This window comes from Buchnera aphidicola (Chaitophorus sp. 3695), from assembly GCF_964058985.1.
Classification (GTDB): domain Bacteria; phylum Pseudomonadota; class Gammaproteobacteria; order Enterobacterales; family Enterobacteriaceae; genus Buchnera_J; species Buchnera_J aphidicola_BQ.
Window position 1 is genome coordinate 413,291 of sequence record NZ_OZ060379.1, and the last position, 26,662, is coordinate 439,952.

General features: G+C 19.6%; 26 protein-coding genes and 1 tRNA gene. 10 read left to right on the forward strand and 17 right to left on the reverse strand.

Annotated elements, in window-relative coordinates; genetic code table 11:
• Positions 1-28 precede the first annotated feature (28 nt).
• From rpsJ to aroK, 12 genes are all read right to left on the reverse strand, one after another.
• Positions 29-340, reverse strand: a complete 312-nt coding sequence (gene rpsJ / locus AB4W58_RS01945) for a 30S ribosomal protein S10 (RefSeq protein WP_367674003.1) — start codon at positions 338-340, stop codon at positions 29-31.
• 314 nt (positions 341-654) lie between these two features.
• Complete coding sequence (tuf, locus tag AB4W58_RS01950) at positions 655-1,839, reverse strand: elongation factor Tu (RefSeq protein ID WP_367674004.1); 1,185 nt, start codon at positions 1,837-1,839, stop codon at positions 655-657.
• 46 nt (positions 1,840-1,885) lie between these two features.
• A complete protein-coding gene (fusA, locus tag AB4W58_RS01955) occupies positions 1,886-3,997 on the reverse strand; it encodes an elongation factor G (RefSeq protein ID WP_367674005.1) in 2,112 nt (703 codons plus the stop codon).
• Positions 3,998-4,024: 27 nt separating this feature from the next.
• Positions 4,025-4,495: a 30S ribosomal protein S7 gene (gene rpsG, locus AB4W58_RS01960; protein ID WP_367674006.1), complete on the reverse strand. Its 471-nt coding sequence runs from the start codon at positions 4,493-4,495 to the stop codon at positions 4,025-4,027.
• Positions 4,496-4,543: 48 nt separating this feature from the next.
• Positions 4,544-4,918, reverse strand: coding sequence for a 30S ribosomal protein S12 (gene rpsL / locus AB4W58_RS01965; RefSeq protein ID WP_265226446.1), 375 nt, complete (start codon positions 4,916-4,918; stop codon positions 4,544-4,546).
• A gap of 57 nt (positions 4,919-4,975) precedes the next feature.
• Complete coding sequence (gene tusB, locus AB4W58_RS01970; protein WP_367674007.1) at positions 4,976-5,266, reverse strand: sulfurtransferase complex subunit TusB; 291 nt, start codon at positions 5,264-5,266, stop codon at positions 4,976-4,978.
• 7 nt (positions 5,267-5,273) lie between these two features.
• Positions 5,274-5,633: a sulfurtransferase complex subunit TusC gene (gene tusC, locus AB4W58_RS01975; protein WP_367674008.1), complete on the reverse strand. Its 360-nt coding sequence runs from the start codon at positions 5,631-5,633 to the stop codon at positions 5,274-5,276.
• Positions 5,634-5,663: 30 nt separating this feature from the next.
• Positions 5,664-6,053, reverse strand: a complete 390-nt coding sequence (tusD, locus tag AB4W58_RS01980) for a sulfurtransferase complex subunit TusD (RefSeq protein ID WP_367674009.1) — start codon at positions 6,051-6,053, stop codon at positions 5,664-5,666.
• Positions 6,054-7,624: 1,571 nt separating this feature from the next.
• Complete coding sequence (gene trpS, locus AB4W58_RS01985) at positions 7,625-8,638, reverse strand: tryptophan--tRNA ligase (RefSeq protein ID WP_367674010.1); 1,014 nt, start codon at positions 8,636-8,638, stop codon at positions 7,625-7,627.
• A gap of 27 nt (positions 8,639-8,665) precedes the next feature.
• Complete coding sequence (rpe, locus tag AB4W58_RS01990) at positions 8,666-9,352, reverse strand: ribulose-phosphate 3-epimerase (protein WP_367674011.1); 687 nt, start codon at positions 9,350-9,352, stop codon at positions 8,666-8,668.
• Positions 9,353-9,410: 58 nt separating this feature from the next.
• Positions 9,411-10,508, reverse strand: a complete 1,098-nt coding sequence (gene aroB / locus AB4W58_RS01995; protein ID WP_367674012.1) for a 3-dehydroquinate synthase — start codon at positions 10,506-10,508, stop codon at positions 9,411-9,413.
• A gap of 23 nt (positions 10,509-10,531) precedes the next feature.
• A complete protein-coding gene (gene aroK, locus AB4W58_RS02000) occupies positions 10,532-11,056 on the reverse strand; it encodes a shikimate kinase AroK (RefSeq protein ID WP_367674013.1) in 525 nt (174 codons plus the stop codon).
• 265 nt (positions 11,057-11,321) lie between these two features.
• On the opposite strand from aroK, the gene AB4W58_RS02005 reads away from it, so the two are divergent.
• Positions 11,322-11,408: transfer RNA gene (locus AB4W58_RS02005), tRNA-Ser, on the forward strand.
• 1,619 nt (positions 11,409-13,027) lie between these two features.
• Here the strand turns inward: AB4W58_RS02005 and AB4W58_RS02010 are convergent.
• Positions 13,028-14,629: a peptide chain release factor 3 gene (locus AB4W58_RS02010; protein ID WP_367674014.1), complete on the reverse strand. Its 1,602-nt coding sequence runs from the start codon at positions 14,627-14,629 to the stop codon at positions 13,028-13,030.
• A gap of 201 nt (positions 14,630-14,830) precedes the next feature.
• Between AB4W58_RS02010 and ansA the strand changes: the two genes are divergently transcribed.
• Entirely contained in the window at positions 14,831-15,844 is a 1,014-nt protein-coding gene (gene ansA / locus AB4W58_RS02015; protein ID WP_367674015.1) for an asparaginase, read from the forward strand.
• 58 nt (positions 15,845-15,902) lie between these two features.
• Here the strand turns inward: ansA and AB4W58_RS02020 are convergent, their stop codons facing one another.
• Positions 15,903-16,478: a NifU family protein gene (locus tag AB4W58_RS02020; protein WP_367674016.1), complete on the reverse strand. Its 576-nt coding sequence runs from the start codon at positions 16,476-16,478 to the stop codon at positions 15,903-15,905.
• 148 nt (positions 16,479-16,626) lie between these two features.
• On the opposite strand from AB4W58_RS02020, the gene AB4W58_RS02025 reads away from it, so the two are divergent.
• The gene (locus AB4W58_RS02025; protein ID WP_367674017.1) at positions 16,627-17,388 is read left to right on the forward strand and encodes an alpha/beta fold hydrolase; all 762 of its coding nucleotides are present in this window, start codon (positions 16,627-16,629) and stop codon (positions 17,386-17,388) included.
• Between the two features lie 89 nt (positions 17,389-17,477).
• Here AB4W58_RS02025 and ssb read toward each other — a convergent pair whose 3' ends face one another.
• On the reverse strand, positions 17,478-17,984 hold the full coding sequence (gene ssb, locus AB4W58_RS02030) for a single-stranded DNA-binding protein (RefSeq protein ID WP_367674018.1): 507 nt from the start codon (positions 17,982-17,984) through the stop codon (positions 17,478-17,480).
• A 108-nt stretch (positions 17,985-18,092) separates the two neighbouring features.
• Here ssb and dusA point away from each other — a divergent pair, with 108 nt between their 5' ends.
• From dusA to hemW, 5 genes are all read left to right on the forward strand, one after another.
• Positions 18,093-19,073, forward strand: coding sequence for a tRNA dihydrouridine(20/20a) synthase DusA (gene dusA, locus AB4W58_RS02035; protein WP_367674019.1), 981 nt, complete (start codon positions 18,093-18,095; stop codon positions 19,071-19,073).
• Positions 19,074-19,096: 23 nt separating this feature from the next.
• Positions 19,097-20,506 carry a replicative DNA helicase gene (gene dnaB, locus AB4W58_RS02040; protein ID WP_367674020.1) on the forward strand — a complete coding sequence of 470 codons (1,410 nt, stop codon included), beginning with the start codon at positions 19,097-19,099 and terminating at the stop codon, positions 20,504-20,506.
• A gap of 134 nt (positions 20,507-20,640) precedes the next feature.
• Positions 20,641-21,213, forward strand: a complete 573-nt coding sequence (locus AB4W58_RS02045) for a YqgE/AlgH family protein (RefSeq protein ID WP_367674021.1) — start codon at positions 20,641-20,643, stop codon at positions 21,211-21,213.
• 3 nt (positions 21,214-21,216) lie between these two features.
• The gene (ruvX, locus tag AB4W58_RS02050) at positions 21,217-21,633 is read left to right on the forward strand and encodes a Holliday junction resolvase RuvX (RefSeq protein ID WP_367674022.1); all 417 of its coding nucleotides are present in this window, start codon (positions 21,217-21,219) and stop codon (positions 21,631-21,633) included.
• Between the two features lie 242 nt (positions 21,634-21,875).
• Positions 21,876-23,009, forward strand: coding sequence for a radical SAM family heme chaperone HemW (gene hemW, locus AB4W58_RS02055; protein WP_367674023.1), 1,134 nt, complete (start codon positions 21,876-21,878; stop codon positions 23,007-23,009).
• A gap of 20 nt (positions 23,010-23,029) precedes the next feature.
• Here the strand turns inward: hemW and trmB are convergent, their stop codons facing one another.
• A complete protein-coding gene (gene trmB, locus AB4W58_RS02060; protein WP_367674024.1) occupies positions 23,030-23,725 on the reverse strand; it encodes a tRNA (guanosine(46)-N7)-methyltransferase TrmB in 696 nt (231 codons plus the stop codon).
• A gap of 150 nt (positions 23,726-23,875) precedes the next feature.
• On the opposite strand from trmB, the gene AB4W58_RS02065 reads away from it, so the two are divergent.
• Both AB4W58_RS02065 and AB4W58_RS02070 read left to right on the forward strand, forming a co-directional pair.
• Positions 23,876-24,922, forward strand: coding sequence for an A/G-specific adenine glycosylase (locus tag AB4W58_RS02065; RefSeq protein ID WP_367674025.1), 1,047 nt, complete (start codon positions 23,876-23,878; stop codon positions 24,920-24,922).
• A gap of 17 nt (positions 24,923-24,939) precedes the next feature.
• Positions 24,940-25,176 (forward strand): oxidative damage protection protein, encoded by a 237-nt coding sequence (locus AB4W58_RS02070; RefSeq protein WP_367674026.1) that lies wholly within the window; start codon positions 24,940-24,942, stop codon positions 25,174-25,176.
• A gap of 32 nt (positions 25,177-25,208) precedes the next feature.
• Here AB4W58_RS02070 and sbcB read toward each other — a convergent pair whose 3' ends face one another.
• Positions 25,209-26,648 (reverse strand): exodeoxyribonuclease I, encoded by a 1,440-nt coding sequence (sbcB, locus tag AB4W58_RS02075; RefSeq protein WP_367674027.1) that lies wholly within the window; start codon positions 26,646-26,648, stop codon positions 25,209-25,211.
• Positions 26,649-26,662: the final 14 nt, after the last annotated feature.

Genomic DNA, 26,662 nt, shown 5'->3' on the forward strand with positions numbered 1-26,662 from the left:
TTTTTATTAACTCCTTTAAAATAAATTATTAATCTAAACTTATCTGAACATCTACTCCTGCTGCAAGATCTAGTCTCATTAATGCATCTACAGTTTTTTCTGTTGGTTCTACAATATCTATTAATCTTTTATGAGTACGAATTTCATATTGATCACGTGCATCTTTATCTACATGAGGAGAAATTAAAACTGTAAACTTTTCTTTTTTTGTAGGTAAGGGTATCGGACCATTTACCTGAGCTCCAGTGCGTTTTGCAGTTTCTACAATTTCTGCAGTTGAATGATCTATTAATTTATGATCAAATGCTTTTAAACGTATTCTAATTCTTTGGTTCTGCATAAGGTCAGAACTCCATTTATAATTATAATAAAAACTAAAAATTTCTTTCTACAAAATATAGAAAGTATCTTAGAGATAAGTAACTTTATATTAAAAACATTAAATATTTTTAAAAAAATAATTAAATTTTAATAATTTATGTATAAATAATATTATAAAACAAATTTTTTTACAAATTAATACTTTATTATTGTTTATACTATATTAATATTAATTTTAAAATATAAAATTACTGTAAAAAAATCAAGAAAAGAAACATTTCTTTTCTTGATTAAAAGTTATATTTGAAAACTTAATATATTATAACTTATACTTTAACTAATAACTTTAGATACTACTCCTGCACCTACAGTTCTTCCACCTTCTCTAATAGCAAAACGTAATCCATCTTCCATAGCTACAGGATGTATTAAAGTTACTGTAATTTTTATATTATCTCCAGGCATTACCATTTCAATATCTTTTGGTAATTCAACTAAACCAGTGACATCTGTAGTTCTAAAATAAAATTGAGGTCGGTATCCTTTAAAAAATGGAGTATGTCTACCACCTTCTTCTTTAGATAAAACATATACTTCAGATTCAAATTTTATATGAGGCAAAATACTTCCTGGTTTAGATAAAACCTGACCTCTTTCAATGTCTTCTCTTTTTGTACCTCTTAAAAGTACACCAATATTTTCACCTGCACGCCCTTCATCTAATAATTTTCGAAACATTTCTACACCAGTACAAATAGTTTTTGTAGTAGGTTTAATTCCTACAATTTCTACTTCTTCACCTACTTTTATAATTCCTCTTTCTACTCTTCCAGTTACTACTGTTCCTCTTCCAGAGATAGAAAAAACATCTTCAATAGGTAATAAAAATGGTTCATCTATTGCTCTTTTTGGTTCTGGTATATAAGAATCTAATAAATTTGCTAAATCAATAATTTTAGATTCCCATTTCGTATCTCCTTCTAATGCTTTTAACGCTGAACCTCGAACAATTGGAGTATCATCTCCTGGAAATTCATACTGTGTTAATAAATCTCTTACTTCCATTTCTACTAATTCTAATAATTCATCATCATCTACCATGTCACATTTATTTAAAAAAACAACGATATATGGAACTCCTACTTGTCTACCTAATAAAATATGTTCTCTAGTTTGCGGCATCGGACCATCAGTAGCAGCAACTACTAATATTGCTCCATCCATCTGCGCTGCTCCAGTAATCATATTTTTTATATAATCCGCATGTCCAGGACAATCTACATGAGCATAATGCCTATTTTTAGTATCATATTCTACATGAGAAGTATTTATTGTAATACCTCTAGCTTTTTCTTCTGGAGCGTTATCAATTTGATCAAAAGCACGAGCTGAACCACCATATTTTTTAGATAAAACAGTAGTAATTGCAGCAGTTAAAGTAGTTTTTCCATGATCAACATGACCAATTGTTCCAACGTTAATATGAACTTTAGAGCGTTCAAATTTTTCTTTTGACATAATTTTACCTTATAAAAAATTAAAATTTATTCATTTTAATGATATATTATTTATTCTTTGTTTCAATAATCTTCTTTGAAATATTAGATGGAGCTTCAATATATTTTAAAAATTCCATGGAATATGAAGCTCTACCTTGAGTCTGTGAACGTAAATCAGTAGCATATCCAAACATTTCAGACAAAGGTACTAAAGATTTAATAATTTTTCTTAAATCTTGGTCTAGCATACTTTCAATTATTCCACGACGTCGATTTAAATCACCAATGACATCCCCCATATAAATTTCTGGTGTTTCTACTTCAACAGACATAATTGGTTCTAACAAAATTGGTTGAGCTTTTTTAAATGCATTTTTAAATGCCATAGAAGCAGCTAATTTAAATGCAATTTCAGAAGAATCCACATCATGATAAGAACCATCATGTAATATAATTCCAATATCAACAACAGGATATCCAGCTAAAGGTCCAAATTTTAATTGTTCTTGAATACCTTTATTTACTGCAGAAATATATTCTCCAGGAATAATTCCTCCTTTAATTTTATTAATAAATTGATAACCTTCTTTACCAGGCTTTAATGGAAAAATATCTATTACTACATGTCCATATTGACCTCTTCCTCCAGATTGCTTGATATATTTTCCTTCAATATTTTTTACTTCTATTCCAATCGTTTCTCTATATGCTACTTGTGGTTTTCCTATGTTCGCATCAACACTAAATTCTCTTTTCATGCGATCAATAATAATTTCTAAATGCAATTCACCCATACCAGAAACAATTGTTTGATTCGACTCTATATCTGTAGATACTTTAAAAGATGGATCTTCTTTAGCTAATCTATTTAACGCAATACCCATTTTTTCTTGATCAACTTTAGTTTTAGGTTCAACAGCAATTGAAATTACAGGTTCTGGAAATTCCATTTTTTCTAAAATCACAGGATGCTCTGGATGACATAAAGTATCTCCAGTACTAACATCTTTTAGACCAATAGCTGCTGCTATATCTCCAGAATACACTTTTTTAATTTCTTCTCTTTTATTTGCATGCATTTGAACTATTCTACCTACACGTTCACGTTTATTTTTTATAGAATTTAAAATAGTATCACCAGAAGAAATCATTCCTGAATATACTCTAAAAAAAGTTAAATTTCCTACATAAGGATCTGTGGAAATTTTAAAAGCTAAAGCTGAAAACGAGTCTTTGTCTTGATCTTTTTGAAGATTTTTATTAGTATTATTATTAGAATTTTTTTTATTTTTTATATTACTTACATCTATAGGAGACGGCAAATAATCGATAACCGCATCTAACAAAGCTTGTACACCTTTATTTTTAAATGCTGATCCGCAAGTGACTAAAACAATTTCATTATTCAAGGATTTTTTTCTTAAAACGTTTTTAATTTCTTGTTCAGAAAACTTTTCTTCATTAAAATATTTTTCCATCAAATATTCATTTGAATCAGCAACTAATTCAATAATTTTTTGATTCCAATATATAGATTCTTCTAATAATTCTTGAGGAATATCTTTATAAATAAAACTAACACCTTGATCTTTATCTTTCCAATAAATTGCTTGCATCTTAATTAAATCTATAATTCCGATAAAATTATCTTCTGAACCTATAGATAATTGTATAGGAACAGGATTTCCACCTAAACGTTTTTTAATTTGTTTTACAACTTCTAAAAAATTAGCACCTAACCGATCCATTTTATTTATAAACGCTAATCTCGGAACATTATATTTATTAGCTTGTCTCCAAACCGTCTCAGATTGTGGTTGAACACCACCTACAGCACAATAAACCATAATGACTCCATCTAAAACTCGCATAGATCTTTCTACTTCAATTGTAAAATCTACATGTCCTGGAGTATCAATTATATTAATTCGATGCGATGAATATTGTTTTGCCATACCTGACCAAAATGCTGTAGTAGCTGCTGAAGTAATAGTTATACCTCTTTCTTGTTCTTGTTCCATCCAATCCATAGTAGCAGCTCCATCATGTACTTCTCCAATTTTATGATTTACACCTGTATAAAACAAAATTCTTTCGGTAGTAGTAGTTTTACCTGCATCAATATGAGCACTAATTCCAATATTTCTATAATTTATAATAGGTGTTAGACGAGCCATTTTATTGCCTTTAATTTAAAATTAAACTTACCATCTATAATGCGCAAAAGCTTTATTTGCTTCTGCTGTTTTATGCATATCTTCTTTTTTTTTTACAGCGTTTCCTTTATTAGAAATAGCATCTAATAATTCATTTAATAATCTAAGAGACATAGATTTATCAGTTCTTTTTCTAGCAGATTCAATTATCCATCTCATAGCTAAAGCATTTCTTCTAATTGGTCTTACTTCAATAGGTACTTGATATGTAGACCCACCTACTCTTCTAGATTTAACTTCCACAACAGGACGAACTTGTTCTAATGCATTTTCAAATGCATCTAGTGGTTTTTTTCCAATTTTTTTAGATAACATTTTTAAAGCACTATAAATAATTACTTCAGCAATAGATTTTTTTCCGTCTACCATTAATATATTAATAAACTTACTCAATAATTCAGAAGAAAATTTTGGATCTGGTAAAATTTTTCTAGCACCAATCACTTTACGACGAGGCATATACTTTCCTTTTATATAAATATATCTCACAAAATAATTAATAAAAAATTAATTTTTTTTCTTTTTGACTCCATATTTAGATCGTGCGTTTTTACGATCTTTTACACCAGCACAATCTAAAGCACCTCTAACAATATGATATCTTACTCCAGGAAGATCTTTAACTCGACCACCTCGAATTAAAATTACAGAATGTTCTTGTAAGTTATGACCTTCTCCACCTATATAAGCTGTAACTTCTAATCCATTTGTTAGTCGCACTCGACACACTTTTCTTAAAGCAGAATTTGGTTTTTTTGGAGTAGTCGTATAAACTCTTAAACACACACCTCTTTTTTGAGGACATTTAGATAAAGCAGGAACATTACTTTTAAATTTTTTCTTTAATCTAGGTTTACGTACTAATTGATTAATTGTAGTCATAATAAAATCCTAATATTTCAATTATTTAATAGTTTTTTATTAAATATAATAAATTATTTACCAAATAATTTGTTGTTTATGTATTTCAGTTAAATGAACAAAACCTATATAATTTATCGGAATAAAAAAATCTGATATTTGAGAATGTAAAATACCTCTAGCTTTTAAATCATTTATTAAAACATAACTATTTTTAAAATTAAAATCTTTTTTTTGTAAAAAACAATTATTTTTTAAAGCTAATAGAACACCATCTTGTAATAAGATTACAGCGTCTCTTTTTGTAACTATTGTAGAAAATAATAAAAAATCACTTTTAAAAGGAGAATTAATAAACGTATGTAACATTTTTTTCCTAAAAATTTATAATATGATCAAAAGTGCATAATTTATTTTTAAAATTAAAATCATTTAAAATTTTTATTTTTAAAAAAAAATTTTTTGTCCCTAATAAACCTCTACTTTTTAAAGTAGAAATATTACAATAAAATTTTTTAATTCCTAAAATATTTAATATTTGAAATCTTTTAGTATAATTTAATAAACCAATATTTTCTGCATATTGTTTTTTTATACAATTTAAAATACCATCTCCAATAAAAAACACTCCAATTTTATTTGTATATCCAGTTAAAGAAATTAAAAAATCTAATCCTTCTTGACTGAAACTGTTTCCATAAGGAGAATAAGAAAAAATAAATCCTATATTTTTCATATACATTATTCTTAAAATTTATAAATTTTATTAAAACTGTATAACTCTATCAGAATTTTTTATATCTCTAGATAAATTTTCTAAACTAGAAATTTTAAAAAAAATATCTAAATTTCCTTCTAAAATTTTTTGATTACATGTTTCTTTTATACCAATAATACCACGTCTTAACGCTGCGCTAAAACAAACATTTAATCTTACTTGATTTTTTAAACTAAACATGCTCCATTTTTTTCTCATATCAAATTCATTTTTTGCAGGTGATAAAAATTTATTAGCATTTAATACACCATCACAATAAAAAAAAATATTTTTTAAAATATGTTTATTTTTAGATATTAATGCTTTAGCAAAAAATAAAGCACTGATGGAGTTTTCTGTTCCATATGCAGGACCTTTAACTATTAATGTATAAATCAAAAATACTTCTCCTAAAAAAAATTATTTTTTAAAATTTAACATATATTCATAATTATTTTTTTATGTTTTTTTAAATATGTACAATACATTTAAAATCTCATTTTAAAAAAAAAAAAAAAAAATAAAATATTTTTTTAAAATTATTTTGTTAAAAATATTAAAATATAAAATTTACTTAAATTTTTTTATAAAGTAAAATAACTTTATTTTCTAAAAAAATAATATTAAACTTATAAAATTATTTATTTATCAAGATTATTTAATTAATTGTGATATATATAATAATATTTAACTAATTTATATTGGTATTATGTTATGTATATTGATAAGTACTTTAATTAAAATAATAAGACAAATCATAAATAATTTATTTAATCATGTTTATAAATATATATTTTTTCAAATAAGTAATATAATTTAATTTTTTAAATATAAAAATACTATTTCTATATTTTTTAATTTTTAATCTATAGAAATTTTTATTAAAAAATAATTTTAATTTTAAATAATTTTATATAATTCAAATAATATTTTCGTAAAAAAATTTAATACTTTTTTATTTATTGTATTTTTTATTTTTTAAGTAGAATGATTTTTCTGTCAATCAACAAATTTTTTTAAAAAATTTATATAAAGAAATAACGTATCAAAAAGTTTTATTGCTAAATTATTTTTTTAATATATCTGGTATTTTTTTACAATAATTTATGTATTACTTATATCTTATAAAATTTATTAGAACTATTTATGTAATATCATTATATTTAATTTATATAATTATATTTTTCTTATTAAAAAAATTAATATTATTAATGCAATTTCGATATCAAAATAAAAATTACTTAATAAATTAACCATAATATTTAAGTGTTAAAATATAATTTTATATATCTACCTAATTTCATATTTTAGATCAAATTAACTTAATTTTTTTCATTCTTTAATATTTTATAAAAATATTTATATTAAACTTTAAAAATTTAGTCACATAATTAGAATTTTTATAAAAATTATATAATTAGAATATAATTTTATATTTATCTTTTAAAATTTTTTAATTTTAAAAAATAAACATATTTTTTTCAAAATTATCTACTATAATATTTTTATTTATTTATAATAATAACTATTTTTTTTTTTTTTTTTTTTTTTTTTTTTTATTTATTTTTTTTTTTTTTTTATTTTTATTTTTTTTTTTTTTTTTTTTTTTTTTTTTTTTTTTTGATTATTAAGTTTTTTCAAATTTAATTTATAGCATGATTATCAATCTTTTATATTTTTTACATAACATACTATCTTTAAAAATTATTAATTTTACTTTTAAATTTTGAAAAATAGGAATTATCTAAATATCTTATTATAAATTTTTAAATTATAAAAATAATAATATTACAAATATTTTTTATCATATCTAATATATTATATTTAATTGTATATGTTATATTTATAATTTTTTATTGTATTTTTTAAAAAAAAATAATAAAAAAAAATATAAAAAATTATTGGAAATAAAATAAATCTTAAAAATTAACTATAATATATTTTTAAAAATAGCATGAATGTCTTAAAAATTAATTTTTTTTTAAAAAACCTAAATTTTTATAAACTCGATTCAAAGTTTTTTTTGCTATAATAGAAGCTTTTTTTGCTCCTTCATGTGCAATATTTAATAAATATGATTTATCATGTCTATAAATAAAAAATTTTTTTTGAATTTTACTCAGATGTTTATTTATAATATTAAAAACTTCTTTTTTTAATTCTAAGTATGATTTTCCTAAAAAAAAATCTTCTATTTCAAATATAGATTGTCCACTTAAAGTAGATAAAATAATTAATAAATTAGATAAACCTGGTTTATGTACAGTATCATATAATATTTTTGGAGGATTATCTGAATCTGTTATAGAAGATTTAATTTTATTGAATATTTCATTTAAATTTTCTAATAAATAAATTACATTTTTTTGATTTAAATCAGATTTAGACATTTTTTTATTAGGTTCTAATAAAGACATAATTTTTGAACCAAACTTAAACATTAAAAGTTCTGGTAATTTAAAAACATTTCCATAATAAGTATTGAAACGTATAGCTAAATTTCGCGTTAATTCGATATGTTGTTTTTGATCTTGACCTACATGTACTTTATCTGTTTGATATAATAAAATATCTGCTGCCATTAATGTAGGATAATTTAATAAACCAGTATTAATTTTTTTTTTTATTTCATGTACTTTGCTTTTAAATTGAGTCATTCTAATAAGTTCTTGATAATATGTTTGACAATTTAATATCCAATTTAATTCTGCATGTTCATGAACTAAAGATTGTATAAAAACAATACTTTTTTTAGGATTTACTCCACATGCTAAATATAAAGCTAAAGTATCTAGAATAGATTTTTTATATGAAAAATTTTTTTTTTTAATAGAAGTTAATGAATGTAAATCTGCTATACAAAAAATACATTTATACTTATCTTGCATTTTTTTCCAATGTTTTAAAACACTAATATAATTTCCTATAGTTAAATTCCCTGAAGGTTGAATTGCGCTAAACACTGTTATTTTTTTTTTTTTCATTAGTTTTAATATACTCAATTATCATTTTTAAACTATCGAAATATTTTTAAAATTCTTAATTTCATTTTTAATTTTTTTTATAATCGATTTAGAATTTATATTATTAAATATATATGATCCTATAACTAAAATATTTACTCCAGATCTTAATAAAGGCTGAATATGACAAAATTTTACTCCACCATCAACAGAAATATATATTTTTTTTTCTATTGAATTTATTTTTTTTTTAACTTCAAAAATTTTTTTAAAAGTGTTTAAAATAAATTTTTGTGCAGGAAAACCAGGATTTACAGACATCAATAAAATTAAATCTAATTTATCTATAACATTATCTATAATATTAACAGATAAAGATGGATTAATAGCTAATCCTACTTTACAACCATTTTCTTTAATAATATCTAAAGTTCTATCTAAATGATATGTAGATTCAGGATGAATAGTAATAGACGTTGCACCTGCTTTAGCAAATAATGGAATTAAATTATCTACTGGTTTAGCCATTATATGTACATCAATAGGTGCTAAAATTGGATATCTTCTTATAGATTCTAAAACTATTGGTCCAAAAGTTAAATTTGGTACATAGTGATTATCCATAGCATCAAAATGAATAATATCTGCACCTGCTTTTAAAACATTTTGTATTTCTTTTCCTAATGTAGAAAAATTTGCTGATAAAATAGAAGGTGATATAAATATTTTATTCATAATTTTAAATAACCATATTCATAAATGTTATAAACATTTAATAATTAAAATAAATATTTTAATGTTTTTTTATTAATGTTTTTTTAATAGCAGATAAAATAATTTTTGGACTAATATTATTATAAATTTTAACTATACCAATGTTAGATGGTAAAACTAATCTAATTTTACCTAAAATATTTTTTTTATCTTTCTTCATATATAAAATATAACTTGATAAAGGAATATTTTTTGGAGGCATTACAGGTAAATTAAAACATTTTAATAATAAAATAATTCTTTGATACACATCTTTTTTTAAAATACCTATTATTTTTGAAGTTTCTAATGCAAGTACAATACCTATAGAAACAGCTTCTCCATGCAATAAATTTTTGTAATTCATATGCGATTCAATAGCATGACCATAAGTATGTCCTAAATTTAATAACGCCCGACAATTTTTTTCTTTTTCATCTAATAAAACAATTTTTGTTTTCAATTCACAACACCTCTGCACACAATATGATAAAGTATTTTTATCTAAATTTTTTAATTTATGAACATTATTTTCAATCCAGCAAAAAAATTTTTTATCAAAAATAATCGCATATTTAATTACTTCTGCAAATCCAGATAAAAATTCTTTTTGTGGTAAACTAGATAAAAAAAATAAATCAATAATAACATACTTTGGTTGCCAAAAAGATCCAATCATATTTTTTCCTAAATTATGATTTACTCCTGTTTTACCACCAACTGAAGCATCTACTTGAGATAATAAAGTTGTAGGAATTTGAATAAATTCAATACCTCTTTGATAAATAGATGCTATAAAACCTGTTAAATCTCCTATTACACCTCCCCCAAATGCTATTAAAATAGAATCTCTACCATAATCTTTAATTAAAAGTTTTGTAATAATATCATTAACTTGAGCTAAAGATTTATAACTTTCTCCATCAGATATAGATATAATATCAATAAAGATATTATTTTTTTTTAAATATTTATGAAAATAATTTTTCCATAAATTAAGTAATGTATTGTTAGTAATTACAATATATTTTTTTTTTTCTTTAAAATATTTTAATATATAATCTTTATTAAACAATTTATAACCGATGATAATTGGATAACTTTTTTCTTTTAAATTAACTATAAATTTTTTTAACATATTTTTTTCTCATCTATAAGTATTTATATTTGCAAATCTAATGATTGAATTATATTTTGCACTATTTTACGAGGACTATAATCATCAGCATTAATAATTATATCAGAGATACTTTTATAAAAATGATTACGTTCTTTTTCTAAATTTTCTAAAGTAGATCGCACAGAATCTGAAGTTTGCAATAATGGTCTTTTATTATTTTTTCTAGTTCTAATTAATTGTTTTTCTATAGTAATATTTAAATAAATTACTATTCCATGAGAAGATAAATATTTTCTATTTTTACTAGAAATTACAGAACCTCCTCCAGTAGCTAAAACAATTCCTTTTTTTTTAGTTAATTCATAAATAATACGCGATTCTCTTTTTCTAAAACCTATTTCTCCTTCTATATCAAAAACCCAATTTATATCTACTCCAGTACGTTTTTCAATTTCTTGATCTGAATCATAAAATTTCATTTTAAGTTGATTCGCTAAATACCTTCCAATTGTACTTTTTCCTGCACCCATAGGTCCTATTAAAAATAAATTATCTTTTTTTTTCATATTCATTGATCTATAAAAATTAATAAGTGAATAATATTATAAATTTTATTATTCTAAAATGTAAAAATGAATTTAAAAATAAATAACATTTAAAAAATAAATTTATATACAAAATCTAATATTTTTAAATTTATATTTATTTATATATTTTAAATTTTATTTTAAATAATAAAAATATATTAATTTGAATTTCTATATAAAACTCTTGACGTTTTTTTTTTTTAAACTAAACTATATAAAATAGATATATTAATAAAAAAATAAAGGTGAGATGTCCGAGAGGATTAAGGAGCACGCCTGGAAAGCGTGTATACAAGAAATTGTATCAAGGGTTCGAATCCCTTTCTCACCAAAAATTTTTGGTATATTTAAATATTAAATTTAAAACTTAAAAATTTATAACATAAATATTTCTAAATAAATTTAAGTAATATTATATAAAATTTTTTCATAATCGAAAGAAATTATTTTTATTTACTTAATATATCGTTTAAATAAATAATATATTAGTATAAATTTTACATATCATTCATCAGATAAAAAACATATCATTTAAAATTATCTATATCTAAATCTCATATTTTAAAAATATTTATTAGATTTAAAAATATTTAATTCTTAAAATAAAAAGAATTTATTTAAATATATAAAACAATATCAATTAAAAAAATTATAGAAAATTTTATTGTAAATATATAAAAAATTCAGAAATAAGTTATAAAATATCTGAAAAATTTTTTCTATAATATAAATTATTTTATATTAAAAACTTTTTATATAAAAATGATAGATATATTTTATATAATATAATCTATACCTATCCAAATCAAAATATATTCATAATAAGATATTAAAATAAATAAATTATTAAATTTTATTAAATTTAAAAATTGATATCATTTGTAATTAAATTATTCTAATTTTTTTCTATATTTCAATATATCTCTTTGATATCTATATAAAAATAGAAATCATAAAATTAATACAAATAATTATATTTCTATTATTTATTCTGTACTTTAATTAATAATTTTTTCTTTAAAAATTTAAAAATATCTGGAATAAAATATAAATAAAATTTTTCATAAAAAATTTTTTTTAAAAAATATTATAAATTTTTCTATAAAAATAAAATTATTTTTAATAAAAATTGTCTAAGATCGTATTATAAATAGATATTACTAAATAATATTTTTTCTATTTTAAATACATATAAAATTTTTATTTATTCCTAAAAAAATATTTAACTTATTTTATAAATATTATATTCAGTATTATTTCAAATAAATCTCATTATTTTGAATAAAGAATATATTTTTTTATCCAAAATAATTTTTATAATGAAAAATTTATGCTAAAGAATTATATAAAATATATAATTAAATATTTTTTTGAATATTCTTCATTCTATGAAAATTTATAATATTTATTCCTAAAAAATATTTATTTCTTAAAACATAAAAAATTGTTTTTTGTAAAAAATTTTTATCAAAAGAATTTTAAATACTATTATTAAATTTTTTAAAATATCTTATTTTTTTTCATATAAAATAAAATTTTATTTTCTAATGTCTAGAAAAAATATCTGTATCTTTAGAAATATTAAATACTATAAAAATAACTACTATAATTGTTGAGTTTCAATATATTTAATTTTTTTTTAAAAATTTCTTTATGAAGTTTTTATAAAAATTTAAATAATTCTAAAAAACTCAATACAAAAATTTTAAGAATTCTTTTTTAATAAATTTAATTTTATTGTATATAAATATTAAATATATTTATTTTCTAAAGTATTTACTCTGTAATCATTAAATTTATATAAATATTTTTAGATCTAACTTTTAAAAAATTTAAAAAAATATATAAAAAAAAAAAAAATGAAAAACTCTTTTCATATATTTTCTCATAAAAATTTTATTTATGTATAAATACATCTTTTTATATTTTAAAATATCTATCTTTGTAAAATTATTTAATTTTTAAAAAATTTATATGTTTATATTTAGAAATAATTGTCTTTAATCTAAACAAACTTGTAGAAAAATAAACTATAGAATTATCATAATCATATGCTAAAGAAGAATAATTTTCATTTTTAAATTTTTCTAATAATTTTATATTATCTGAATGAATCCATCGAATATGAGATATATTAGTACTTTTATAACATGCTAAAACTTTATATTCTATTTTTAATCTATCTAATATCACATCAAATTGTAAATTTCCTATTACTCCTAATATTAAAGAAGTATTTACCATAGGTCTAAATATATGTACTACACCTTCTTCTGAAAGTTGCTTTAATCCACGCAATAATGTTTTTTGTTTAAATGAATCTTTTAAAAAGATACATTTAAAAAAATCTGGTGCAAACTTTGGAATTTCAGAAAATTGAATATTTTCTCCTTCTGTAAAAGTATCTCCAATTTTAATATTCCCTTTACTATATATTCCAATTATATCTCCAGGATAAGCTTGATTTATAATAAATCTTTCTCCTGCAACAAAATTCATAGCATTATTTATAATGCTAAATTTTTTTGTTTGTACATGAAAAATTTTCATACCTTTAATATATTTTCCAGATACTATACGTATAAAAGCTACTCTATCATGATGTTTTAAATTCATATTAGCTTGAATTTTAAAAACAAAACCTGAAAAATTTTTTTCTGTTGAATAAATTTTCCTAAATTTACTAATTCTATATTTTGGATGAGGACCCCATTTAATTAATCCATCTAAAACATCATTTAATCCAAAATTATTTAACGCGCTTCCAAAAAATATTGGTGTTTCTAATCCTTGTAAAAATTTTTTTTGGTTAAATTTATGATAATACGATTTAATTAAATCTAAATCTTCTAATAAAGTAGATATTTCAGTTTTACTTAAGTATTTTTTTAAACTAAAAGAATCTATAATTGAAATAGACTTAATTGAAGTAAAATGACCTGTTTTAAAATCTTTAAAATATAAAAACACTTGACGATTATAAAAATTAAAAATTCCTTTAAAATTTTTTCCACTACCAATAGGCCAAGTCATAGGTATACAAAAAATTTTTAATTTATCTTCAATATCATCTAAAATTTTTATAAATTCATATGTATTTCTATCTAATTTATTAATAAAAGTAATAATGGGAATTTTTTTTAAACGAGCTACTTTAATTAATTTTTTTGTTCTTTTTTCTACACTTTTAGAAGCATCAATAATCATTAAACATGAATCTACTGCTGTAAGCACTCTATATGTATCTTCAGAAAAATCTTCATGTCCAGGGGTATCTAATAAATTTAAATAATGTTTTAAATAAGAAAACTGAATTACTGAAGTAGTAACTGAAATTCCTCTTTTTTTTTCAATTTCCATCCAATCTGATTTAGCATACTTTTTAGATTTTTTGGATTTAATAGTACCAGCTTGATGAATCACTTTACTTAATAATAAAAATTTTTCTGTAACAGTAGTTTTTCCTGAATCTGGATGAGAAATAATAGCAAAAGTTCGTCTTTTTTTAATTTTTGAAAAATTATTTTTATTTAATATTGTATTTTTATTCATTAATTAAATATTTTCTCTTATAAATTTATTAATATTTCTCTAAAAATCATAAATTATATAAATAAAATTTCATATATTGTATTTTATTTTACAATATTTTAAAAAGTTATTATGTAAAATTTAATTTTTTAGAAAAATTAAGTAAAAATTTTATTTAAAAAATATGCTAAGCTAAGATTATTTATCTCAAAAAATATATATATGAAAAAAAAAATTTATATAGCATATACAGGTGGAACTATTGGAATGAAAAAATCTAAAAAAGGATATATTCCAATTCCAGGTTTTTTACAAAAACAAATAAAAAATATGCCAGAATTTTATAAAACAGAAATTCCTATATTTATTATTAATGAATATCGACCTTTGATAGATTCATCTAATATGACACCTAAAAATTGGAAAAAAATTGCATATGATATTCAAAAAAAATATAAAAAATATGATGGATTTATTATTTTACATGGCACAGATACTATGTCTTATACTGCATCAGCTTTGTCTTTTATTTTAGAAAATTTAAATAAACCAATAATAATTACAGGATCTCAAATTCCTCTTTCTGAAGTAAGATCAGATGGTCGTCAAAATTTAATTAACGCTCTATTTATTGCAGCACATTATCCTATTAATGAAGTAACATTACTTTTTCATAATAAATTATATAGAGGTAATAGAACTACAAAAATGCATGCAAATGGATTAAATGCATTTTCTTCACCTAATTTACATCCTTTATTAGAAATTGGAATAGATATTAAATATATCAAAAGAAAATTACCAAAAAAAATTAAAAAAAATTTAATTGTTCATAATATTTCCTCTCAACCAATTAACGTACTTACAATATATCCAGGAATTTCGAATAAAATTATTAAAAATTGTCTTTTAAAACCGACTAAAGGTTTAATTTTATATACATATGGTACAGGTAATGCTCCTCAAAATAAAAAATTTTTAATGCAGTTACATAAAGCAGCACAAAAAAAAATTATTATATTAAATCTTACTCAATGTTTTTCAGGAAGAGTTAATATGAATAACTATTTCACTGGAAAAACTCTTTTTACTTCAGGAATTATTAGCGGAAAAGATTTAACTCTTGAAGCTGCAATTACAAAACTACATTTTTTATTCAGTCAAAAATTTTCTTTTAATTTAATTAAAACAAAAATCCAAAAAAATTTAAGAGGAGAAATCACAGATTCTAGTTAAATTATTTTATATTATCTCAAATAATATATTTATAACTTTATTTTATTTATATATATAATTAATAATAAGAATACAAACTTGGTTTGTGATTAGTAACATCACATACCGCAGTAAGATCAGGAAATCTTTCAAGTAAACGCTTTTCAATCATATTTTTTAAAGTAGAATCGACCATAGAGCAACCGTTACAACCACCTTGAAACTGAATTATAACTTCTTTTTTTTTATTTACTTTAATTAAAATTATTTTTCCACCATGTGAATATAAAAGCGGGTTTATATTAATTTCTATAAAATAATTAATTTTTTCTTCAAATGATGTAAAATTTTTTTGTATATTTTTTTTTATATAAGGAGATCTTAAAATTAATTCAAAATTTAAATTATTTTGAACTAATTTTATTTCAGAATCTTGTAAAAAAGCAAGATGAGATTTTTGAATATAAACATTAAATTTTTTATATTTAAATTTTTTATATTTATTATTTATATTTTTTTTATATAAATATTCTATATTACATTCCGCTTTTTCAGTACCGGGATTAGTTACAAAAATTTTTATATGTGTATGTTTATCTTTTTTAGATAATAATTTATGAATATATTTTTGCGCGTTTTTAGAAATTTTAATCATAATAATATAAACTTTTATTTATTAATAAACTTAATTTTATATTAAAAATTCAATTAAATATATATTTAATTACAATATATTAATTTTATATTTTTTAAAATAAATTATAATACATTAAAAAATAATAAAAAATAAGAAAAAAGATAATATGAATACAAAAAAAATAAATTTAATATTTATACATGGACTTGGATTTAATAAAAAAATATGGTTTTTTCTAAGAAAAAAATTAAAAAAAAAATTTAAAATATATATGATTAATCTCCCTACTCCAAATACAACAAAAAATTTCTATATAGAATTAAATAAATTTATTTATAAAAAAATATTAAAAATTCCATACAACTCTATATTAATTGGATGGTCATTAGGAGGTATACTAGCAACTTTATTAACTTTAAAAATTCCAGAAAAAATATTATCATTAGTTACTATTTCATCCTCTCCATGTTTTCTAAAAAAAAAATTTTGGCCGGGAATGCAATACTCTCAAATTAAAAAATTACAAAAAGAACTTATTTATAATTATAAAAATTCTATAAAAAACTTTATAAATTTACAAAAAAATAAAAATAATAAAAAAAATATTAAAATATTAAAAAAAAAAATCATATCTATAGCTAAACCTAATATTTTATCTATTAAATTTAATGTAAAAATGTTAATAAAAATTGATTTAAGAAAAATCATTCAAAAAATTAAAATTCCAATTTTAAGAATATATGGAGAATTTGATGCTATAGTTCCAAAAAAAATTTCATATTTATTAAATAATTTATTAAATGATAATAATTCTTATATTATAAAAAAATCTAATCATGCTCCTTTTATTTCTCATTTAGATAATTTTAATAATATACTTTTAAAATTTATTCAAAAAAATATATATTTAAAAAATTTTATCTTATGAGAAAACTTTCGTAAAATTAGATTTAAATATTAAACAATCTAATGATACGAAAGTTAAAATTTAAATTAAATTAAATGAATATTGTATATTTAAAAAGGAATTTCATCTTCAAAATCTATATTTGATTCATCTTCTAATAATAAATTTTTATTAGATTTTTTTTTAGAATGCTTATTATTTTTTGATAAAGAATTTTTCTTAAAAAAAGTTTTTTTATTATCTAATTGATCTGTACTAAATTTATTTTGTCTACTACCAAGCATTTGCATAGATCCATTAATATTTACAATAATTTCTGTTGTATATCTTTCTAAATTATTTTGATCTTTCCATTTTCTAGTTTGTAAAGATCCTTCAATATATACTTGTGATCCTTTTTTTAAATATTCTCCTGTAATTTCAGCTAATTTTCCAAATAAAACTACTTTATGCCATTCAGTTTTCTCTCGAATTTCACCTGTATTTTTATCTTTCCAATTCTCTGAAGTAGCTACATTAATATTTGCTACTGCTGATCCATTTGTCATATATCGAATGTCTGGATTTTGTCCAAGATATCCTATTAAAATAACTTTATTGATTCCACGACTTGCCATATTAATATATCTCCAATATAAAAAAACTATTTTAATAGTACTATATTTAAAAAATAAATACTTTATAATTAATTTAATTATTATACTAAAAAATTATTTTTAAAATAAATGAAAAAAAAACGTTTTTGTGTAGCTCCAATGTTTAATTATACAGATAAACATTGCAGATATTTTCATAGATTATTGATAAAAAATGCATTTTTATATACGGAAATGCTCACTACTCAGAATATTTTAAATAAAAAATTTAAACTAATTAAAAATAAAGATCCAGAAAAAAAAATTTCATTACAAATAATAGGAAACAAACCTCAAGATATAGCAAAATGTGCAAAAATAGCATATAAAAAAAAATATAATGAAATTAATTTAAATATTGGTTGTCCTTCTTTATCTATGACAAAAAATAATTTAGGAGTAATTTTAATGAAAAACACTAAAATTATCTTAAAATCTTTATATTTAATAAAAAAATCTGTTCCAATACCTGTAAGTATTAAAACAAGAACAGGATTTAACAATAACAATACATATAATTTTCTCAGTAATTTTATTCATGAAATTTCTAAAAATAAATTATGTAAAATTTTTATTATTCATGCAAGAAATGCTATTCTGAATAAATTTAATCCAAAAGAAAATCGTAATATTCCACCACTAAAATATAAATATGTATATCAATTAAAAAAAGATTTTCCTCATTTAACATTTATTATTAATGGTGGTATTAAGTCTGTTAACGAAATTAAAAATCATTTTAAAAAAGTTGATGGAGTAATGATTGGAAGAGAAGCATATAAAAATCCGTTAATTTTAAAAAAAATAGACCGAAAAATATTTTTTGAAAAAAACAAAAAGTTAACAATAAAAAAAATTCTACATTATATGTCTGAATATATTTATAAAGAAAGACAAAAAAATACACCTTTAAAAGCTATTACACGTCATATGTATGGAATTTTTTACGGAAAAAAAGGATCAAAAAAATGGAAATATTTTTTAAATAACTTAAATATTAAAACAAAAGAAAATATAAATTTTGAAAAAAAATTACATAAAATGTATTTATTATTAAATAATAATAAATAAAAATAAATTCTGGATAATTATTTATGTTCAAAAAAAAAATTAAAGATATATATTTAAAAAATGATTTTAAAAAAAATAAAATATTACCTCATTCAATAGAAGCTGAAAAATCTGTTTTAGGTGGATTAATGTTAAATAATAAAAAATGGAATAAAATCGAAAAAATTTTAACAGAAAAAGATTTTTTTAATTCATTACATAAAATAATTTTTAAAGAAATGAGAACATTAGTACATGCAAATAAACCTATAGATTTAATTACACTATCAGAATCTTTTAAAAATAAAAAAAAATTTAGAAATATTATAAATTTTTCTTATTTAGCTAAATTAACTAAAAATACTTTTAGTATTTCAAATATTTCTTTTTATTCTAACATTATTAAAGAGCATGCAATAATGAGAAAATTAATTAATATTTCTAAAAAAATTTATAATTTAGGATATTCTCCTAACGGAAAAAATAGTAACGATATTTTAAATTATATAGAATCTTATTTTCTAAAACTTTCAAAAAATAAAATTAATAATACAGGACCTAAAAACATTGAAGAAATTTTAAATATTACTATTTCAAATCTTGAAAAACTTATAAAAAACCCACATAAAAAAATAATAGGACTTGATACTGGATATAAAGATTTAAACCAAAAAACATTTGGATTACAAGCATCAGATTTAATTATTATTGCTTCTAGACCTTCTATGGGAAAAACTACATTTGCTATGAATTTATGTGAAAATGCTTCTATGTTATACAACAAACCAATTCTCATATTTAGTTTAGAAATGCCTAGTGAACAAATTATGATAAAAATATTATCTTCTTTATCTAGAGTAGATCAAACAAATATACGTACAGGAAATATAAATGATGAAGAATGGTCTAGAATTTCTAGTACCATAAATATTTTACTAAAAAAAAAAAACATATATATTGATGATTCTTCTTCTCTCACTCCAAATGAAATTCGAACTCGTGCTTATCAAATATATAAAGAAAATAATGGAATTAGCTTAATTATGATAGATTATTTACAATTAATGAGCGTTCCATCTTTTTCTGAAAATCGAACATTAGAAATAGCAGAAATTTCAAAAAAATTAAAAATATTAGCTAAAGAATTAAAAATACCCATTATTGCTCTTTCTCAACTTAATAGATCTTTAGAACAAAGATCTGATAAACGACCTATTAATTCTGATTTAAGAGAGTCTGGATCTATTGAACAAGATGCAGATCTAATAATGTTTATCTATCGAGATGAAATATATCATCAAGATACAAATTTAAAAGGTATTGCAGAAATTATTATTAGTAAACAAAGAAACGGACCTATAGGTACTATACGTTTAACATTTAATGGGCATTTCTCTAGATTTGATAACTATGCTGAAAATTTATATAATAATAAAAATGAAATTATGTATTAAATTAAAAAATATAGAAATACATGTTTAATAATTTTTTAATATATTAAAATGTTTATTTAAATTTATTTTTCTAAAAAAATTTATGTAATTTAATTTTGTACTTTAAACGTTTTTATTTAAATTGAGTATATTAAATGAATATTGTTAATTTTAAAAATCATTTTTTAATTTCTATGCCTAATTTATCAAACACATTTTTTGATCGCTCTGTAATATATATATATCAAGATGATTATTATGGAATTAATGGAGTAATAATTAATAAAAAAATAAAAAATTTAAAAATAGAAAATTTTTATAAAAAAATTAAAATTAATTTTTATTTAAAAAAAAAAAATAATATAAATAAATCAATTATATTAGGCGGACCTCTTGAAAATAACAAAGGATTAATTTTACACTCTTTAAAAAAAAATTTTTTATCTGATATATACGTTTCTTCATCTATTTCTATTACTTTATCCAAAGATATTCTAGAATCCTTAAAAGAAAAAGATCTACAAAACACATTAATTATTTTAGGACATTGTTCATGGAAAAAAAAACAATTAGAAAGAGAAATCTCAAATAACGATTGGTTAATATCTCCTTCTAATAAAAAAATTTTATTTCATACAAAAATAAAAAATAAATGGAAAAATTCTATAAAATTATTAGGAATAAAAAATATTAATCAACTTAACCTTACATATGGACAAATAATTTAAAAAATGATTATTATAGCTTTTGATTTTGGAACAAAAAACATAGGTGTCGCTATAGGTGAATGTTATACTTATACTACAAGACAATTAAATTTCATTTCTTATACGAAAAAAGAAATGTATTGGAGAAAAATAAATATTTTATTATCTACATGGAAACCGAAAAAAATTATTGTAGGATTACCTTTAAACATTAAAGGAAAAAAACAAAAAACTACTATTAAAACAGAAATTTTTGCATTAAAATTATTTAAAAAATTTAATATAAAAGTAAAATTACACGATGAAAGATACACTACAATCGAAGCAAAATCTATTTTATTTGATACTGGAGGAAAAAAATTTTTAACTCCATCTAGAATTCATTCTATGTCAGCATTAATAATTTTAAATAGTTGGTTTAATCAAAATACGAAAAAATAATAATTTTAAAAAAAAATAAAGAATTATACAAAAATAATATAAAAAAATTTTAATTAAAACTATAATAAATAATATTTATAATATTTAAATTAAATTAATAAAAATACAAAAAATAATATTTTTAACTATAAATTTTTATTTATATACACTATAAATCTTAAAAAATTTTATCAAAACTATTTTTTTATAATCAAAATAATCCAATTATAAGATTTTTTAAAAATATCGAAAATATTTTAACTATGAAATTTCCATTATTAAGTTTATATATTCATATCCCATGGTGCTTAAGTAAATGCCCTTATTGTGATTTTTATTCTAAAACAATAGATATTAAAAACATACCTTCAGAACAATACATACAACATTTATTAATAGATTTCAATCAAAGTATTCATTTAATAAAATCTAGAAAAATATATTCTATTTTTATCGGTGGAGGTACACCAAACCTTATTAATCCAAAACATATAGGATTTCTTATTCAAGAAATAAAAAAAAAAGTACCTTTTTATAAAGACATTGAAATTACTTTAGAAGCTAATCCAAAATCTATTAATGAAGAGGTATTTTTTGAATATAAAGAAGCTGGTATTAACCGTTTATCTCTAGGTATTCAAAGTTTTAATGAAAAGATTTTAAATACTATTAAAAGACACTATACTTTTCAAGAATTAATAGAGACAATTAATATTATTAAAAAAATAAATTTTAATTCATTAAATTTTGACTTAATATTTGGTTTACCACAACAAACATTAAAAGATTTTATCTTAGACTTAAAATATGCAAAAAATTTTAAACCACAACATATATCTTTATATCAATTGTCTATAGAACCTAACACTATATTTTATAAAAATACTCCTATTTTACCTAAAGAAAAAGAAATATTTAAAATGCATTCTCAAAGTATTAAAATTTTAAAAAAATATGATTATTTAAAATATGAAATATCTTCTTATTCAAAAATAAAATATCAATGTCAACATAATTTAAATTATTGGAAATTTGGAGATTATTTAGGTATTGGTTGCGGAGCACACAGTAAAATTACTATACAAAAAAATAAAATTATACGTATAATAAAAAATACAAAGATTTATGAATTTATGAATAAAAAATATATAGAAAAAAAATATTTCGTTAAAAAAAAAAATATACCATTAGAATTTTTTATGAATAATTTTAGATTATATCAACCATGTTTACGCAAAAATTTTAAAAAATACACTGGTCTTAAAGAAAATTTTATTCAAAAACCTATCCAAAAAGCTATAAAAAAAAAATTTTTAATTCAAAATAAAAAATCTTGGACAACTACTCAAAAAGGTAAATTATTTTTAAACAATTTATTAGAATTATTTGTTTTTTAAAATATATAATATAAAAATATTTAAAAAATTTTTTTATAAACCATATTATATATTTTATTTTTTTTCATTAATGCTTTATTTCGAAAACGACTATTAAAAATATTTTTCGTACTTAAAAAACTTTTAAAAATTTTAGATATATCATGCAATCCATGAAATTCTTTTAAAATTTTTGAAATACTTTCATAATAAGAAAAAGAATCAGTTATAATATGTAAAATTCCATTAATAAATAAATTTTTAAAAATAATTTTTATTAAAGATTTTTGAATAATTCTTCTTTTATGATGTTTTCTTTTAGGCCAAGGATCAGGAAAAAATATATTAATTTTATAAAATTTTATATTTTGACTATAATTTAAAAAAAAATATAATGCATCACTATAAATAATTCTTATATTTTTTAAATTTAATTTAAATATTTTTTCTAAACAAAAAGATATTCCTGGAACATATACTTCAATACCTATAAAATTAATATTTTTATGTTTCTTACATAAATTAATTAAATATTCTCCAAAACCAAAACCAATTTCTAAAATAATAGGAGTATATGGATTTAAAAAATCATTTATTAAAAATTTTTCTTGTATTAAATTCACTCCTATTAAAGGCCAATATATATTTATATTATTACGTTGTTTTATACTTAATTTTCTACTTCTTATTCTAAATGTTTTAATAGTTCTATTAGTTTTATTAGTTTTGTTGTGCATAATTTTATGATTATAAATAATAAAAATTTTTAAATTATATATTGTATTATAATATATTATATATTTTAAAATATATAAATATATCTGATATAATTAAAACACAAATAAATATTTTGTTAATATATTCTGAAAATAGGATATTTAAAAAATATGAATGATATTTTTAATTTTTCAAATAATATATTAAATTGGTTTCATATCTATGGTAGAAAAAAATTACCTTGGGTAAAAAATAAAAATATTTATAAAATATGGATTTCTGAAATTATGTTACAACAAACACAAGTTAAAGTAGTTATTCCATATTTTAAAAAATTTATTCATAAATTTCCTAATATTAAAAAGTTATCTAAATCTTCTTTAGATGAAGTTCTTTATATATGGAGTGGATTAGGATTTTATAAAAGAGCTAAAAATATTTATGAAACTTCTCAAATTATTAAAAAAAAATACAATTATCAATTTCCAAAAAACTTTAATGAATTAATAAATTTTCCAGGAATAGGAAAATCTACTGCAGGAGCAATATTATCTTTAACATATGATTATTCTTTTCCAATACTAGATGGAAATGTAAAAAGAATTTTAAAAAGATTTTATAATTATAAATTAAAAAAATATCAATTAGAAAAAAAATTATGGAAAAAAATAAATTTTTTAATCCCAATACATAACTGTGGAAAATTTAATCAAGCTTTAATGGATTTAGGTACATTAATTTGTAAAATAAAAAATCCTATATGTATTCAATGCCCTCTAAAAATAAAATGTTTATTTTATAAAAAAAAATATTATCTAAAAAAAATAAACCTAAAAAAAAATAAAAAAAAAAACATAAAGAAATGTTGGTTTATATTATTAAAATATAAAAATTTTTTTTATTTAAAACAACAAAAACAAAATGTTTGGAAGAATTTATATTACTTCCCCATGTTTTTTAAAAAAAAAAAAGCAATTATATGGATACAAAAAAATAAATTAAAATTTAAAAAAATAAAACATACAAAAAAATTTTTACATCATTTTAATCATTATTCTTTTTTTATTCATCTTATTTCAGTTTCAATCAATATAAAAAAAAAAATTAAAGAAACAAAAAATATTTGGTTTAATATATTTAAACCTCCAGAAATTGGTATTCCTTCTCCAGTAAAAAAAATTTTTTCAAGTATTTTAGAAAAAAATAAAAAAAAATAACAACAGAGTAAGATCATATGAAAAGAAAAATATATTGTGTTTTTTTTAAAAAGAAAATGACAGGTTTAAAATATATTGTATATCCAGGAAAATTAGGAGAAAAAATATATAAGAATATTTCAAAAAAAGCTTGGAATCAATGGATTAAAAAACAAACCATATTAATTAATGAAAACAAACTAAATATGCTTAATTTAAAAGATCAAAAAATAATATATAAAAAAATGTATAATTTTCTTTTCAAAAAAAAATAATATAAAACAAAAATATCCATAAAAAAATTTTTTTATTTAAAAAATATACTTTTTTGAAATATTTGAATAGACTTTTTTAAATATTTTAAATAATTTAACAAACTATTTAACAAATTTATTTTTTTTTGTTGAGATAAATATTTTTTTTTTAAAATATAAATTTTTTTTTTATATTTCAAGATTTTTTTTTTATGAAAAATTTTTTTTAAATACTTAATCCAAAGTATTTTTTCTTTGATATTTAAATAACGTGGAAAATTTCTTGCTTTAAAAAAAAATATTAATTTAGAAAAACGTTTATCTTTAATTTTTATTTTATCATTAAATTTATTCTGATTAATAAAAAAACGTAAAATATTTATTTTTTTTTGATCGGAATAACTAAAAAATTTTTCATACAATCTTAAATCTACATGTTTATAATTTATTTTCTTAAAAGAAATCTTGGAAATCTTTGAAATTTTTTTAAAACTCATAAATTTTTTTAAAAAAATTATATTTTTTTTATGTTGATTTGTATTTATTTTTAATCTAATAATATCTGAATCACGTAACGCAGTCATAGGAATTAATATTGGACATTTATTTAAATAAATTAATTTCATACCTAAACAGAATAAATAATTTAAATCATAATTAAAATTTTTAAAACTTTTTATACTTTTTTTAGATGAATAATCTATATCCAAATCAAATACAATTAAAATATTTTTAATTTCAGAATGTAAAGTTAAAGGAAAAACAAAACCTAAGTTTTTTTTTTTTGATCCATAAAAATTAGAAATATAAATTAAAGATTTCAGATAATAATTATTTACTAATTTTAGTATATTTTTTTTTTTTCTAATTAAAAATAAAAAATTAAAAAACTTTTCATTAGTTTTTTTAAATAATTTTAATAAATTAATTGTAGCATATACATCAGATAAAGCATCATGAGATTTTGTATGATTAATTAAATTTTCTTGAGTTAATTTTGATAATTTAAATGAAACTATATTATCTTTATTTTTAGGCCATTTAATGCCTTTAGGACGTAATGCATAAAAAGCGCGAGCAACATTAATTACATCCCATCTAGTATTATTGTTTTTCCAACTCCATGAATAAATATCAAAAAAATTTCTATAAAAAATATTTCGAGTAATTTCATCATCAAAAGAAATATTATTATATCCTATTATACAAGAATTAGGTTTATTTAAATAAAAATAAATTTTTTTTGAAAAATTTGATTCATTTAATCCTAAACGTAAAGTAAGTTGTGGAGTAATTGAAGTGATTAATACAGATTTAGGATTAGGTAAATAATCTATAGGAGGATAACAATATAATATCACAGGTTGAGAAATAACTTTTAAATTAAAATCTGTTCTCACACATGCAAATTGTGCAGGTTTATCTAAAACAGGATTAATTCCAAAAGTTTCATAATCATAAAATAAAAAATTCTGTTTAAAGATATTGTTCATAATAAAATCTTTTT